The organism is Dyadobacter sp. AC419 (assembly GCF_979253085.1).
Map to the genome: position 1 here is coordinate 347,926 of NZ_CEEDCD010000017.1, position 16,627 is coordinate 364,552.

Genomic DNA, 16,627 nt, shown 5'->3' on the forward strand with positions numbered 1-16,627 from the left:
TGATGAAAATGAACAAGTATTTGATTTATCTGATTGCATTTTTCTTAATCGCCGCAAGTCCTTCATGCTCTGAAAAGAAAAGTGAAGAAGCGCAAGACGCACTCACCGCCGATGTCATCATTTACGGAGGCACATCCGCCGCGGTTACTGCCGCCGTTCAGGTGATTAAGTCTGGCAAAACCGTGCTCGTGGTGTCGCCCGACAAACATTTGGGCGGGCTTTCTTCGGGAGGATTGGGTTTTACAGATACGGGTAATAAATCGGTAATCGGCGGGCTTGCGAGAGAATTTTACCACCGGTTATACCAGCATTACGATAAGCCGGAATCCTGGAAATGGCAGAAAAAAGACGAATATGGCAACAAAGGCCAGGGAACGCCAGCCATGGACGGAGCGGATCGCACCATGTGGATCTTTGAGCCGCATGCTGCGGAGCAGGTTTTTGAAGATTTTGTAAAAGAAAACAACATTAAAATTTACCGTGACGAGTGGCTCGACCGGGATAAAGGTGTTGAGAAAAAAGACGGCAGAATTGTCTCTATCAAAACACTTTCAGGCAAAACATTTGCTGGTAAAATGTTCATCGACGCCACTTACGAAGGTGACTTAATGGCTTCGGCAGGCGTGAAATACCATGTGGGACGTGAAGCAAACAGCGTTTACAATGAGAAATGGAACGGGGTGCAGGCAGGCGTTTTCCAGCATGGACATTATTTCAAGAAAAACATCAGCCCGTACAAAGTGGAAGGCGATCCTAAAAGTGGTTTGCTGCCTTACATTAGTGACGATAAAATCGCGCCTAATGGCTCGGGAGATAACAAAATCCAGGCTTACTGCTTCCGCATGTGCCTTTCCGCAAATCCTGATAACCGCATTCCATTTGAAAAGCCGGCAGGTTACGACCCCGCAAAATACGAGTTGCTGGCAAGGGTTTATAAAGCTGGCTGGGATGAAACATTTGACAAATACGACCCGATTCCGAACAAAAAGACGGATACAAACAACCACGGGCCATTCAGCACCGATTTTATTGGCCAGAATTACGATTATCCCGAGGCAACTTACGAACGCAGAAAAGAGATCATTAAGGAGCATGAATTGTATCAAAAAGGCTTAATGTATTTCCTGACGAATGATCCGGCCGTTCCTGCGGACGTTCGTAAAGAGATGAGCCAGTGGGGATTACCAAAAGACGAGTTTAAAGACAACGGCGGCTGGCCACACCAGATCTACGTGCGTGAGGCGCGCCGGATGATTTCAAACACTGTTATGAATGAAAACCACACAATGGGTGTAACCCCTGTGGAACAGCCAGTTGGAATGGGTTCTTATGCCCTGGATTCGCATAATGCGCAGCGTTTTGTGAAAGACGATGGTTTTGTGCAAAATGAAGGGGACATTGGCGTGCATCCAAAATCGCCTTACAGCATTTCCTATGCTTCGATTGTTCCTAAAAAAGAGGAATGTGAAAATCTGTTCGTGCCGGTGTGCCTTTCGAGCTCGCACATTGCTTACGGCTCAATCCGTATGGAACCTGTTTTCATGATCTTGGGACAAAGCGCAGCATCGGCGGCGGTTCAGGCGATTGATGCCAACGTTGCCGTTCAGGACGTGGATTATGCCAAATTGAAAGAGCAGCTTTTAAAAGACAAACAAAAATTAGAATTGTAACACATTATTTTGTCAATTACATTTGCAGCCTAATTTTAAGTAACAAAAAGGTCGATAGCCGGGTGAAAATCCGGCTATTTATTTAAGTGTTTGAAATTAAACTCCTTTAACCCGATAAAAATCAGAATGGCTACCATTACAGCTCAGCGATCAGATGTTTCCCATCTTTTTAGTGCCCCCGTTATCGTCGCTGCCCTTGGATACTTTGTCGATATATATGACCTTTTGCTCTTCGGAATCGTTCGCCTGCCCAGTCTCGCTTCCTTAGGATTATCCGAAGCTGAAATTTCCCTCACCGGAGCCAGCATTCTGAACTGGCAAATGACCGGCTTGCTCCTCGGCGGCATTCTCTGGGGTGTGTTAGGAGATAAAAAAGGGCGCTTATCCGTGCTCTTTGGCTCCATTATCACTTATTCACTTGCCAACATTGCCTGCGGTTTTGTGCAGGATCCTGCCACATATAAGATTTTACGGTTCATTGCAGGCATCGGGCTTGCCGGCGAGCTGGGTGCAGGCATTACATTGGTTTCTGAGATTTTACCAAAACATTTACGCGCCATAGGAACATCATTGGTTGCCGGAATTGGCCTTTTGGGTGCAGTAGTGGCCTATTTTACCGTCGAATTCTTTGACTGGCGCTATGCATATTTCATCGGGGGCGGATTAGGCATATCATTGCTTTTACTAAGGATCGGTGTTTTTGAATCGGGGATTTTCAAAGACATTAAGAACCAGAAACACGTTGAAAAAGGAAATTTCTTCGCTCTTTTCACCAATAAAGACAGGCTGTTCCGCTATCTGAAATGCATCGGAATCGGGCTTCCTACCTGGTTTGTGATCGGGATCCTGGCGACATTCAGCAATGAATTTGGCAAAGCATTGGGCATTGATGGCGCCATTAAGCCCGGTTTGTCGATCATGTGGTGCTATGTTGGGCTTTCGCTGGGTGATTTGTGCAGCGGATTTTTGAGTCATTGGTTAAAATCCAGGAAGAAGGCTGTATTTTATCTTATGATTTTTACGTTAATATGGAGCGTTGTTTATCTCTACGCCGGTATTAAATCTGTGTCAACGTTTTACGGAGTTGCAGCATTACTCGGGTTCGGGATTGGTTACTGGGCCATGTTCGTAACCATTGGTGCTGAGCAGTTTGGGACCAATTTACGAGCGACAGCCGCTACGACAGTTCCCAATATGGTGCGCGGGACCGTAGTGTTGATGACAACATTATTTGCTACTTTTAAAGACGCATTTTCAGTCATTAACTCGGGGGCGCTCGTTGGGATCATATGCTTTGCGATAGGCATTTTCTGCATTCTGACAATCCCTGAAACACACGGCCGCGACCTGGATTTCCTGGAAGAATAAACGGCGAAAGCGGAACAATCAAACAGAACATTCAAAAAACAGATCATAAATGGAAAGACGCGTAGCGCTTAAAAGCATGGCACTGGCCATGGGCGCAATGGCGGGACTGCCCGCGTGGGCATCCGGATGGAATAAAACCTCCCTTGAAAAAGGAACGCTGCTCGCAGCCGACGAGGCCAAAATCCTGGCTGCCATGGTGGAAACAATTATTCCAAAAACAGACACGCCGGGAGCAGGTGAACTGGGCGTAGGCGGTTTTGTTCAGAAGATGGTAGCCGATTGCTACGACAGCAAAGCGCAGGCCGGTCTGAAAAGCGGGATCTCCAATCTGGACGAGCAAAGCATTCAGCGGTTTAGCAAATCATTCGCCGATGCCAGCAAAGAACAACGCCTGCAGCTTTTGCAGGACATTGACAAAGGCAGCGATGCAAGCCAGAAAGCGTTTCTGGGCATGGTGAAAAACCTGACCATTCAAGGTTATATGTCGTCCGAATATGTGATGACGAATTTGACACATTACGAAATGATCCCGGCACGTTATCACGGTTGTGTTCCGGTTACAAAAGGCTAGGAAAACCCTTCCTGTCTCACAAAAAAACTATGGCGAATTTTAATATTGACAGTAAAAAAGCCCGCACTTATGATGCCATTGTCATTGGCTCAGGAATCAGCGGCGGCTGGTCGGCGAAGGAGCTGACTGAAAAAGGTTTGAAAACACTCGTGCTGGAACGCGGTCGTGACGTGCAGCACATTAAGGATTATCCTACGACCAATATGATGCCCTGGGAATTTGAGCACCGCGAAAGATTGCCCAAGGAAGTTACTGATGCCAATCCGATTGCGAGCCGTTGCTATAATTTCAAAGAATCATCGGCGCACTTTTTCGCAAAAGACAATGAGCATCCCTACATTCAGGAAAAACCATTCGACTGGATCCGCGGCTATCAGGTTGGCGGAAAGTCGTTGTTATGGGCGCGCCAGACACAGCGCTGGAGCAAGTATGATTTCGAAGGCCCGGCACGCGACAAGTTTGCCGTTGAATGGCCGATCGGTTATGACGACATAGCGCCCTGGTATAGCCACGTGGAGAAATTTGCGGGCATTACCGGAAACAAAGACGGCATTGACACCCTGCCGGACGGCGAATTCCTCGCACCGCACGAGCTAAACTGCGTTGAAAAATATTTCAAGGAATCGGTTTCCAAACAATATAAAGACCGTCACATTATTATCGGCCGCGCGGCGCACATTACTGATCCGCAGCAGATCCATTTGGATCAAGGTCGTGCAAAATGCCAGCATAGGACGATCTGTGAACGCGGTTGTCCGTTTGGTGGATATTTCAGCAGCAATTCATCGACTATTCCGTGGGCGATGAAAACCGGAAACATGACATTGCGCCCGCATTCTGTGGTTCATTCAATTATTTATGACGAGAAAAAACAGAAGGCGAGCGGCGTGCGCGTGATTGATGCGAACACGAAGGAAACAATGGATTTTTATGCAGACATTATTTTCCTGAATGCCGCAGCGTTGAATAGCAACCTGGTTTTGTTGAATTCGATATCAAGCCGTTTCCCGAATGGACTTGGTAATGATAGCGGTGTGCTGGGTAAATATGTGGCTTTTCACAATTATCGCGCAAGCATTTCCGGTGATTACGAAGGCTTCCTGGATTCAACAACGGACGGCCGTCGCCCGAACAGCGGCTATATTCCAAGGTTCCGCAATGTTTACAAGCAGGAAACTGACTTTTTGAGAGGTTATGCAGCCGGTTTTGGAGCTAATCGCCAGACTTACAACGACAGAAATGGCATGGGCGAATCGCTGAAAGCAGGCCTTTTGGAAACAAAATATGGCAATTGGAGCGTAGGGTCGCACATGATGGGCGAGACAATCCCGAAAGAAAGCAGTTACGTGGCGCTCGACAAAACGCAGAAAGATCCGTTTGGCATTCCGATGCTGAAGATCAATGTGGGTTACGACGACAATGATGAGAAAATGATCAAGGATTACATTGAGCAGGTGAGCGAAATGTTTGAAAGCGCTGGTTTCAAAAATGTCAAAGCCCATGATGGAAAAAGAAATCCGGGTAACGACATTCATGAAATGGGCGGTGTGCGCATGGGTAAGGATCCGAAAACTTCCATGCTTAACAAATTCAACCAGCTGCACGCTTGCAAAAACGTCTTTGTTACGGATGGCGCTTGTATGACTTCAACGTCTACGCAAAACCCGTCGCTGACTTATATGGCCTTGTCCGCAAGAGCCGTTGACCATGCGGTTAAGGAAATGAAAGCCAAGAATTTGTAATAAATAGCAATACGTTGAAAACCGTCACCAAAACAGTGGCGGTTTTTTTGTTGCCCTAAACGCTCCAATCATATCATTTAAAAAAGTTTTAGTTTTTTTTAATTAAGACTAAGGGAATCCGAGTACAAAAAAGTCTTTTAATTATTACATTAAATAAAGACTCAATGCACGATCCTTTGCTTAGCCAGGAATCAAAGCACAAAAGCACATTTGTGTCACCTTTACACGAAGGTAAGACGGGTGCCAGTGAAATAGATTCGGCGACATTCCTGAAGGCCACATTTGAGGAAAATCCGGCCAGGGGTTTGGAGCTGCTTTTCAGACGTTACTACAATCCCCTTTGCAGCCACGCCGTTCGTTTTGTTTATTCCAAACAGATCGCCGAAGATCTTGTAAGTGAAGTTTTCTTTCAGTTTTACAGGACCAAAGCTTACGAGAACATTACATCTTCCTACACGAGTTATCTGTTCAGGTCCGTGCGGAACGAATGTTATACGTATATGCGTAGAGAGTTCGGGAAAATGGCCTCGCTTGAAGCCAACGAAGAGAATACGATTTCCACATATCATCAGCAGCCGGACGCTGAAATACATTATAATAATCTTTTCCTGAAAGTGAACGAGGTCATTGCGAGGCTTCCTACACAATGCCAGAAAGTGTTTTTGCTCAGCCGTTTCGAAAACAAAAAATACCACGAGATCGCGGATGAGCTGCATATTTCCCCCAAAACGGTTGAAGTGCATATTTCCAAAGCTTTGAAACACCTCAGGTCGGCGCTTCATGGTGAATGGATGATTTCGGTTGCACTTACCGTGGTGAGCTTCATATAAACGACTATTAGCTGCGAAGTCCGTAGCCTACTTCGAACTGAAAAATAAAATGAAAACAATTATATCAAAATACACGCTGTTCGAGTATTTGGCGGGACGCGCCAATCCGCTGGAACGACAGCTCGTCGAGGACTGGATCCTTGATCAAAATAACGCTGAGCTGTTCAGCCAGTGGCTGCTCGAATACGAAACAAAATGCCCGCAGTTCGTCCCGGATCAGGACGCCGCCATTCAGGCATTGCTTAGCCGCATTGACAGCGATATGGCACCCGTTACTGTTTCAAAACTGCAAACCGAAAATAAAAAACCCAGGTTTTTCTCAGCCCGTTCAAACAATTTCTGGCTTATGGCCGCCTCAGTAACATTTCTGGTGAGCTGTGGCTGGTGGTTTCGTGAACCGCTTCAATACAAAACTTATCAAACTGCCTATGGACAAACGACAGACGTGTATCTGGAAGACGGCAGCAAAGTTGCGCTGAATTCCAATTCAAAGCTTAAAATCCCAAGGTTTGGGTTCGATGATGATGTCAGGAATGTGGATTTGCAGGGTGAAGCGGAGTTTTCTGTGAGTCATACAATTGATAATAAGCGATTTGTAGTCAAAACTTCGGATGATTTTCAGGTGGAGGTCCTCGGGACAACATTCTCTGTTTTTGCCCGTCCGAGAGGAACGAAGGTGGCTTTGAAAAGTGGCAGCGTGCGCATTGATTATTCCCATAATGATCAGCGCAAGGAAATGATGATGGAGCCCGGCGACCTGGCCGTGCTGGACAACGCCGGATCGGTGAAACTCGCAAAAAAGCAGGATATGAACACTTTCGCTGCCTGGAAAGAACAACGCTATGTGTTCAATTCAACATCGGTGAAAGATATCGTAGCAATGATCGACGAAAATTTTGGCCAGAAAGTGAAGCTTTCCAATGCAGAAATGGCGCAGCGGACCATTACGGGAAACTTCAAAACGAAGAATGCCGACGAGCTTTTGAAGACAATTTCAGAGGTTCTTGACATGAAAATCGAGCAACGCGGAGATACAATCCTTTTAAAAAACCAATAAATACCTAAATCAATCAATTATGAATATAACGCTATCAGCTAAGCAATGGGCAGCAATCGGGATTGTGCTGATGACGCAATCCTCGCTGGTTGCCCACTCCCAGATTATCGCTTACGCCTCCATTCCCACCAAGCAGCATCACGCTTTTGGTCAGGAAATGAAGTTGAAGAATGTTCTGCTCGACTTGCAGAAACATTATGGAGTTGAGATCATTTTTGAGGACCGCCTGGTGCGATCTGTCAATGTTGCGGTCGGATCATTGGATTTTAATCAATCTTTGGAAAAGAACCTCGGCGCATTGTTGCAGCAGAATGGTTTAACCTATAAAAAGACAAGGAAAAACACTTTTGTAATCACGGAAGTGAAAGCGAAAGAAGTGGCTCCGATCAAAGAAGAAGCCCGGGAAACCAGCGCGCTTCCTGAGCAAGGCGTTACCAGTGAGACAGTTGTATTTCCTGCGGCTTCGCAGCAGGCGACTGTTGACCGCACCATTAAGGGGAAAGTCGCTGACGAATCCGGCACTGGCCTGCCCGGTGTGAGTGTGGTTTTGAAAGGCACGCAACGCGGAACTTCAACAGGTGCAAATGGTGAATTTACGCTTGATGTTCCCGAGGGCGGCGCGCAGAATGTGCTCGTACTGAGCTTTGTAGGTTATAAATCGCAGGAAGTTACGGTGGGAAGCCAGTCAACTGTTGACGTGGCTATGCTGCCTGATGAAAATGCATTGGACGAAATTGTCGTTGTTGGTTATGGTTCGGTTAAGAAATCTGACCTTACAGGCGCCGTTGGAACGATTAAGGGTGAGGTTTTGCAGGAACGTCCCGCATCATCGCTGAACCAGGGACTTTCGGGCCGCATCGCCGGGGTGAATGTTTCCTCAAACTCAGGCCGTCCGGGTGGTCGTGCGAACATTCGTATCCGCGGAGCGAGCTCTATTTCTGTATCCAACAACCCATTGTATGTTATTGACGGAGTAATCCTGAATGCTGTGGAGCTTGGAAACGGAAGTACACCGATTGACTACATTAACCCTAATGACATTGCCTCGATCGAAGTGCTGAAAGATGCTTCTTCAACAGCAATTTACGGAGCGCGCGGTGCCAATGGCGTTATCTTGGTGACCACAAAACGCGGGACATCGGGGGGCGGAAAAGTGACTTATGACTCCGATTTTAGTGTTGGAGTTGTGCCAAAAAAATTGCCTGTGCTGAATTCAAAGGAGTTTTTGCAAGTGGAGGAAACCATTTATGCCAATGCTGCAAAATACGATCCGGATGGCTGGGCAACCGGCACAAAATATACAGATCCGAGGTTGAAACGCACCAATCCATTGCTTTTTGATGCCAGTGGAAACCCGCTTTACGACACAGACTGGCAGGACGAAACATTTCAGAAAGCATTTACCCAAAATCACCAGCTTGGCTTAACCGGCGGAAGTGAAAAGGGCAGTTACGGAGCTTTTTTGAATTACCGTAATGAAAACGGGATCGCGCGTGAATCATGGCAGAAGCGTTTTGCAGGCCGTTTTGTATTTGATAGCCAAATCAAAAGCTGGCTAAAAGTAGGCGGAACATTGGGTTACACCGATCAGAATGAAAAGCAAATTGACCAGTTGGGCGGCGGCGGAATCACGGCAATGCGCCAGGTTCTGGAAGCATTACCGATCATTCCTGTAAAATATCCCGACGGAAAGTGGGCCAGTAACCGCGATTACCCAGGCATGGAAGGTGGAGATAGTCCGCTTAGGGTTGTTGCAGAGCGCCTTTTTTACCTTCGGACGCAGACCATGCTGGGGAATATGTACGCCAGCATCAGACTTGCTGACGGACTTGAACTCAGATCCACGATCGGAACCAATGTGATCAACCAGCGTGAAGATTACTTTGCCGCAGCCGGACTTCAATACATTTCAAACAATGGTGACGCATCGGTAACAAGCAGAAGGTTCAATTCCTGGCAATTTGAAAATTACCTGACCTATGCAAAGGAATTTGGTAAAATACATTCTGTGAATGCAGTGCTCGGATTATCATGGCAGCACGTGGACCGTTTTGATAATGCAGCAAGAAGCCAGAATTTCACGGACACTTATTTCCAGTTCAACAACCTGGGAGCGGGCGCGACAGCACTTGCACCTTCTTCAAGTGCATCGGCTTACGGGCTTAATTCTTACTTCGCAAGGCTTAATTACAGCCTGATGGACAAATATCTGGTCACATTCACCGGTCGTATCGATGGTTCGTCGAAGTTTGGGGATGCCAATCGCTATGCATTCTTCCCGTCTGCTGCACTTGCGTGGAGGGTTAGCGAAGAGGAATTCCTTAAAAATGTGTCTGCGATTTCAAACCTGAAAATCCGGGCGAGTTATGGTGCGACGGGGAACTCGGAAATTCCAGCTTACCGCGCGTTGGCGGGAATGGCGAGCTATGACGTGATTTTTGGTGGCGTCCGCAATATCGGAACAGGCGTAGGCCGTATGTCGAACTCCAATCTGCAATGGGAAAAAACGCAGCAGGTTGACTTCGGTATCGAATTGGGATTGCTTTCCAACAGGTTGAGTTTTGAACTTGATCTTTACAGAAGAAAAGTGAACAAAATGTTGCTGGATGCACCACTTCCGATGAGCAGCGGTTATGGAAGCATTTTTACCAATGTAGGGAGCATGGAAAACAAAGGGGTTGAGTTTGCATTGAACTCTACAAACATTAAAACCGGCGATTTTTCATGGAATACAACATTCAACATTTCTGTCAATAAAAACAAAGTGTTAGCGCTTTCAGGCGGCAGTGATATTTTCTCAGGAAATACAATTGTAAGGGTAGGAGAGCCGGTTGGTGCATTTTTCGGACGTGTGCATGAAGGAACCTGGTCTACTGCGGAAGCTGAGCAAGCCAAAAAGTACAACATGCTTCCGGGTGACGTAAAGTATAAGGATTTGAACAATGACGGAACGATCAATGATAATGACCGTGCTATCATTGGAAAAGGGATTCCAGATGGTTTTGGAACATTCTTAAACACATTCCAGTACAAAGCGCTTTCCCTGACTGTTGACTTGCAGTATATGTATGGAAATGATGTGCTTGACCGAAGCATCCACTCTGCGGAAGACAGACAAGGCATTGCCAACAGTTACAAAACCGTGCTGAATGCGTGGACAGAAACCAATCAGAACACGCCGATTGCGCAGATCCGCCCGATCAACGCGGTATTACACGACAAATAATGACAGCCATAAAGTAACCGATGCATCATTTATCCGTGGAAGGAACTTGCTTCTTGCTTACACTTTCCCTGCTTCTGTTGTTTCAAGGCTTAAACTGGATCGTTTGCGGGTTTACGGTTCTGTTCAGAACTTCTTCGTGATGACCAAATACAAAGGTTATGACCCGGAAGTTTCCAACTCAGGCTCTCCGTTTGACCAGGGATTCGGCTTGTACGATTATCCGAAGCCAAGAGTATTCATGCTCGGTTTGAACATTGGTTTATAACATCATTACAGACTCTTACTTGAAGTAAAATGAATAAATTATCAAAAAGAATCGGCTTGCTCACTACACTTTTGAGCGTATTCTGGGCAACGGGTTGCAGTGATTTCCTGGACGAATCCGATCCCAGTAACTTCACCGTCGAGAACTATTTTACGCAGCCTGCGCACGGCAGAAGTTCGGTTGATGCCATTTATGCGCCTTTGCGCGATCCGCTTGGCAGTGGTTTTGGCGGTGGCGCGTGGATGATGACGGAGTTTGCAACCGGTCTGGCAAAAACAGATTTAGGACAAGCCGTGAACAGTTATTTTGTGAAAGACTTGCGCAACACGTCTGATAACGGTTACGGACAGACTTACTGGTCGGCTTATTACCGGGGCATTGCGAATGCAAATCTTTCCATTTCCAAAGTGCCTACGATTCCCGCAATGAATGAAGCTGATCTCAAAAAGTTGTTGGGAGAAGCTTACTTTCTGAGAGCGTTTTACTATTTCAATCTGGTGCGCATGTTCGGCGGTGTTCCGCTGATCACAGAGCCGGTAACATTGGATTCCGAACGCCTGAAACCTTCTGCATCTTCACCCGAAGAGGTTTATAACCAGATCGTTGCAGATTTGAAACTGGCTGAGGAATCGGGATTGCCATGGACGGATGTAAGCGGACGTGTGAACATGGGCGCTGTCAAATCATTGCTTTCACAGGTTTATCTGACAATGGCCGGATTTCCTTTGCAAAAAGGCGCATCGCATTATGCGCTGGCAGCTGCAAAAGCAGCGGAAGTGATTGATTCGAAGCAATTCAAACTTTTTGCGACTTACGACGACCTTCACAATCCTGCAAAGAAGAATGTTGAAGAGAATATTTTCATGATCCAGTTCAGGACGCAGCTGCTTCCTTCCGGCTGGCAGGTTTCGATTATTCCTTACAACAAAAACATCTCGCAATATTCGGATGAAACAGGCGGGATTTACTCCACAGCGGAATTTGTACAGTCTTATGACGCTGCCGATCTGCGTACAAAAGAGAAGCAATTCTTCTTCACAAAGTTCACGAATGAAGCCGATCGCAATAAGGTCGTGGATTTGGGTGGCTATTTCATCTACAAGCATTTTGATAATGTTGCCCAAACGAGCACGGCCAACAGCGATTTAAACTGGCCGGTGATCCGTTATGCGGACGTTTTATTGACTTATGCGGAAGCTGCTAACGAAGCAACCGGTCCGTCAGCCAAAGTTTTAGAAGCGGTTAATGCGGTCAGGACACGCGCACAATTGCCTGCATTGGCTGGCTTAGCGAAGGACAAGCTCCGTGAGGCGATCTGGACAGAGCGCTGGCATGAGCTGTGTTTTGAGAACATTACCTGGTTTGATATGGTGAGGTTGCGGAAAGCATATAATGTAAAAACGAAGACATTTGAAAACTACGTGGGTCATAAATTCAGCTACGGACCAACCGTAACAGAAAGAGAATTGCTGTTCCCGATCCCCACATCGGAAATCCGCAATAACCCGAGTCTGACTCAGAATATGGGATATTAAGGAGGTTACAAACATTACATTGTAGGTTAATAATTAAACTTTCGGGTTTAATAGCATTGATAGGTCGCTGAAAACTTTCGGCGGCCTATTTTATTTACTGGGTTTTGATAAATGCACAATTGCGCTGCTGGCACCGATTTTTAGGGAATTAACCATCATCAACAATTTGTTACAAAATGAAAAAGACAGTAAACATCATTTTTGCTAACGTTGCCATTGCGATGGCCGCATTGTGTTTCAGCTGTAATTCGAAAACTGAAACCGAAAGGAAAAAACTTGCAAACGCTGAGGAAAAGGCTTTGGAAACCGCTGACGAAGCAAGCAGTAAAATTGCGGAAAGCTCGGACACGACTGAAATTGAAGATGCGAAAGAAGATCTGCTGCAAGTAAACACCGATCTGAATGAAAAACAGCGCGCTTACATGAAGTCGCTGAAAGAAGAAGAATCAAAACTGAAAGAACGCATTACTAAACTGAATGAAAAGATTCAGTCTGCTGACGGAAACGCCAAGAAACGTTTGTCGGCTAAAATGGATAAAGCAGTTAAAGAGCGTGATTTGTTACAGGCCAACATTCTGGAAATGGCGAAACCCATGGAAGATAAGCGTCTGGAAACCGTTCAGAAGGAAGTGCAGCAACGCATTGTTGCGATTAACAAAGAACTTAGCGCAGAGTAAAGCTTATCATTAAGAGCAAGCATATCATTAAACGAAAACTGCCCGACAGCGATGCCGGGCAGTTTTTGTTTACGCTTATTTTATTAGATAAACCGATTGATCAGGTTTTCCAGATATTCTTGCTTGCCAGAAATTGTTGCCGGTTCGCCTTTGCTTGCGGCCAGGTCAAAAAGATCTTCCAGTTTCAATTGTCCTTTTTCGAATTCTGAACCTTTTCCGCCATCGAAGCTTGCGTAGCGGTCCGTGCGGATCTTGTCATATTCACCATTTTGGATGATCTTATCTGCAACGATCAATGCTCTTGCAACTGTGTCGATTCCACCAATGTGTGCGTGGAATACATCTTCAACATCCGTTGAGTTACGGCGACGTTTTGCGTCAAAGTTGATTCCACCGCCTTGCAATCCGCCTGCTTTAAGGATCACAAGCAATGCTTTTGTCCATTCAGACAGGTCATTTGGGAATTGGTCTGTATCCCAGCCGTTTTGATAATCTCCACGGTTTGCGTCAATTGAGCCAAGGATTCCGGCATCAGCAGCCACTTGCAATTCGTGCTCAAATGTATGTCCAGCCAATGTTGCGTGGTTCACTTCCAGGTTCAATGCGAAGTCACCCAGCAAATCGTGCTGACGAAGGAAACCGATTACGGTTGCCGCATCGTAGTCATACTGGTGTTTTGTAGGCTCACATGGTTTTGGTTCGATGAAGAATTTACCTTTGAAACCGTTCGCACGTGCGTAAGTAACAGCCATTTTAAGCATTTGTGCAAAGTGCTCCTGCTCGCGTTTCATGTCTGTGTTAAGCAATGTCATATAGCCCTCACGACCTCCCCAGAACACGTAATTTTCGCCGCCTAATGCGATTGTAGCGTCCAAAGCCATTTTTACCTGCGCACCTGCATGCGTTACAACGTCAAAATCAGGGTTGGTAGACGCGCCGTTCATATAACGGTGGTGGCTGAACAGGTTAGCCGTTCCCCAAAGCAATTTAACGCCGGATTCTTTTTGTTTTTCGCCCAGGTAAGCCGTCAATGTCTGCAAACGTTTTTCGTTTGTCTTCACATCGTCGTCATAATCAACAACATCAAGGTCGTGGAAGCAATAGTAAGGAACGCCTAATTTGGTGATGAATTCAAATGCTGCATCCGCTTTGTCTTTTGCGCGGTCAACGGCATCTGCTTTTTTATCCCAAGGGTAAAACAAGGTTGGGCCGCCAAACGGATCAAGTCCTGATCCGCAGAATGTGTGCCAGTAAGCCACAGCAAAGCGAAGATGGTCTTTCATGCTTTTACCGGCGATAATGCGGTTTTCATCGTAAAAGCGATACGCCAGTGGGTTATTTGATTCAGGACCTTCGAATGCGATTTTCCCGATACCCTTAAAATACTCCTGTTCTCCGAGTAAGATGCTCATTGTGATTTGTGCTTTATTAATAAGTGTAAGTTTGACATTTCATCTGCAATACTATCACTTTTTTTTTGAATTATTTGCAGTGAAAATAAAAAGAGGAGCAGAAATGATTTCTGCTCCTCTTTTTCAATAATTTTTTTGAATTTCTCAGAAGAACTTCGCGCGGCGATCTTCGATCTTAGCGTTTTCGCGGATGGCTTCGTTAACCAGGTAAGACATGCGGCTTTCCAAAGATTGCGTCAGCTGCGTCTTGTATTGGGTGTAATCTGCGATTTTTGGAGCTTCTGTTTTGCTAACCAGTTCCATGATGAAGACACCATTTTCACCTGTGAAAACATCTGATTTCTGACCTGGTTTCAACCCGAATGCTTTACCAAGTGCGATTGGATCAAATCCAGCGCTCGTTAGGAAACCCGTTGCAAGTGAAATGTCCGTTGCTGTTTCAACCAATGCACCTGCGCCATATTTCGCAGCAACTGCGGAAAGATCTCCCGTTGCGCCTTTCAGCTTGGCAGTGATTTGTTCCGCTTTGATCTGGTTACGCACTTTCGTTGTAAGCTCGTCACGGAAGTCAGCCACTTTTACATCTTTCGCATCAGACTTGCCAACAAGCACCGCTACGATATATTGCTCTTCGGTTTCAAAAACAGGAGAAACTTCATTAATGTCTGAATCGTCTTTGAATGCCCATCTTACGATATCACGGCCATTCTGAATTGCATTAATGTTGGTTGCAGATTCCGGAATGCGGTTTGCGTTGGCAACAACCAATGCTTTGTTTTTCTTAACGGCTTCGTCAAATTCATTTTTCGTTTTAACCGTATTCGCAAATTCATCCGCTTTTCTGTAAGCCTCGTCACGTGTTGCCTGACTTGGTGCAATCGTTTTGCCGATGGCTGCAATGCGGTATAATGTATTTGATTTCGGATCAGTAACCTTGATAATGTGGAAACCAAACTGGCTTTCAACTAATCTTGGGATCAGGCCGGGAGCAGTTGCAGAGAAAACTGCTTCTTCGAAAGGCTTAACCATCTGACCATTGTTCTGGAAATAGTTAAGGTCACCGCCACGTTGTGCAGACTGTGGGTCAGCGCTTGTGGTTGCTGCCAATGCTTCAAAGTTAGCACCCTGACGAATCTGAGCCAAAATGCCTTCTGCTTTTGTACGCGCTGCTGCTTTCGCTGAATCCGACTGGTTTTCTGCACGGATCAAAATGTGGCTTGCTCTTGCAGAAGCAACTGTGTCAACGCGCGTGCCGCCGTATTTGTAAATATAATAGGTGTTGCCTTCGCGGTAAGGACCGTAAACGCCACCCGGAACGAACGTTTTTACAGCTTCTTTTAACTGGTCAGACATGGTTCCCAATGACATATTGATCGGAAGCGGAATGTCAGAGTTCATGCTTGCAAAAGCTGAATCGTTGGTTGCCGTAGCAAGACCGCGTGCAAGTTCTTTAATCTCGTTGTAAAGCGCAGCGCTGTCGTCTTTTGCAGGCTGGATCGGGAAAGTCACGTATTCGATTGAACGCGTGTCCGTTCCTTTGTATTCAGAGCGGTGAGCGCTCAGGTAATCTTCAAGTTGCTTGTCTGTAACTTTAATCGTTGTATCAACAACCGAGAAATAGGGTACATATAGATAACGAAGCGTCGCTTTGCTGGTTTGCGCAACATATTCCTTTTCAGCTAATGCTTTTGGGATGTAAGTCGACAGTTTCAGCATGTTTTCATATTTCGAACGCATGCGCTCCTCACGAAGACTTTTCTCAAAATTTTCCCATGATTTTTGTTGCTCAACAGGAAGTGTTTTGAGGTTTTTAAGATAGTTAACAACCGCATTTTTATCAAAACGGCCCGTTGTAGGATCAGAAAAAGCCTGAAGAATCGATGGGCTTATGTGGTTTCCCTGAACCATATCAACAAGTTCCTGATCTGTAACAGTCAGACCAAGATCTTCAAATTCCTTTTTGTATGCTATGTCGACAACAAACTGGTTCCATGCCTGATCTCTCAGCGATGCCAGTTCGTTTTCGTTAAGGCTGCGGCCTGATTGTGCTTCGTAATTTTGACGAAAGCCATCAACACGAGCCTGAAAGTCCTTGATATTGATTTCTTTGCCGGCGATTTCACCCACTGTCTGGTCATTTCCTCCTCCAAGCATTGAATTCGGGCCCATCAAATCGCCCCCCACCATAAAAAGAATTAAACTGATAGCGATTACCGTTACAGCAACCCCGGATTTTTCTCTGATTTTTGTAATTAAGGCCATTTTCTCGATTCA

The 16,627-nt window shown here is 45.9% G+C and carries 10 protein-coding genes and 1 pseudogene; 9 read left to right on the forward strand and 2 right to left on the reverse strand.

Going from position 1 to position 16,627, the window contains the following annotated elements; translation table 11 throughout:
* Positions 1–8: 8 nt before the first annotated feature.
* From AC0IYG_RS11930 to AC0IYG_RS11970, 9 genes and pseudogenes are all read left to right on the forward strand, one after another.
* The gene (locus AC0IYG_RS11930) at positions 9–1,670 is read left to right on the forward strand and encodes an FAD-dependent oxidoreductase (protein ID WP_471711294.1); all 1,662 of its coding nucleotides are present in this window, start codon (positions 9–11) and stop codon (positions 1,668–1,670) included.
* Between the two features lie 126 nt (positions 1,671–1,796).
* Positions 1,797–3,038 (forward strand): MFS transporter, encoded by a 1,242-nt coding sequence (locus tag AC0IYG_RS11935; protein WP_471711295.1) that lies wholly within the window; start codon positions 1,797–1,799, stop codon positions 3,036–3,038.
* Positions 3,039–3,087: 49 nt separating this feature from the next.
* Positions 3,088–3,609, forward strand: a complete 522-nt coding sequence (locus AC0IYG_RS11940; RefSeq protein WP_471711296.1) for a gluconate 2-dehydrogenase subunit 3 family protein — start codon at positions 3,088–3,090, stop codon at positions 3,607–3,609.
* A 29-nt stretch (positions 3,610–3,638) separates the two neighbouring features.
* The gene (locus AC0IYG_RS11945) at positions 3,639–5,351 is read left to right on the forward strand and encodes a GMC oxidoreductase (RefSeq protein ID WP_471711297.1); all 1,713 of its coding nucleotides are present in this window, start codon (positions 3,639–3,641) and stop codon (positions 5,349–5,351) included.
* Positions 5,352–5,515: 164 nt separating this feature from the next.
* Complete coding sequence (locus tag AC0IYG_RS11950) at positions 5,516–6,181, forward strand: RNA polymerase sigma-70 factor (RefSeq protein WP_471711298.1); 666 nt, start codon at positions 5,516–5,518, stop codon at positions 6,179–6,181.
* Positions 6,182–6,230: 49 nt separating this feature from the next.
* Positions 6,231–7,238 carry a FecR family protein gene (locus tag AC0IYG_RS11955; protein ID WP_471711299.1) on the forward strand — a complete coding sequence of 336 codons (1,008 nt, stop codon included), beginning with the start codon at positions 6,231–6,233 and terminating at the stop codon, positions 7,236–7,238.
* A 19-nt stretch (positions 7,239–7,257) separates the two neighbouring features.
* A pseudogene (locus AC0IYG_RS11960) lies at positions 7,258–10,729 on the forward strand (SusC/RagA family TonB-linked outer membrane protein).
* Positions 10,730–10,758: 29 nt separating this feature from the next.
* Complete coding sequence (locus AC0IYG_RS11965) at positions 10,759–12,264, forward strand: RagB/SusD family nutrient uptake outer membrane protein (protein WP_471711300.1); 1,506 nt, start codon at positions 10,759–10,761, stop codon at positions 12,262–12,264.
* A gap of 176 nt (positions 12,265–12,440) precedes the next feature.
* Positions 12,441–12,941, forward strand: a complete 501-nt coding sequence (locus tag AC0IYG_RS11970) for a hypothetical protein (RefSeq protein ID WP_471711301.1) — start codon at positions 12,441–12,443, stop codon at positions 12,939–12,941.
* A gap of 83 nt (positions 12,942–13,024) precedes the next feature.
* Here the strand turns inward: AC0IYG_RS11970 and xylA are convergent, their stop codons facing one another.
* Complete coding sequence (xylA, locus tag AC0IYG_RS11975; RefSeq protein WP_471711302.1) at positions 13,025–14,353, reverse strand: xylose isomerase; 1,329 nt, start codon at positions 14,351–14,353, stop codon at positions 13,025–13,027.
* Between the two features lie 144 nt (positions 14,354–14,497).
* Positions 14,498–16,615 carry a peptidylprolyl isomerase gene (locus tag AC0IYG_RS11980; protein ID WP_471711303.1) on the reverse strand — a complete coding sequence of 706 codons (2,118 nt, stop codon included), beginning with the start codon at positions 16,613–16,615 and terminating at the stop codon, positions 14,498–14,500.
* Positions 16,616–16,627: the final 12 nt, after the last annotated feature.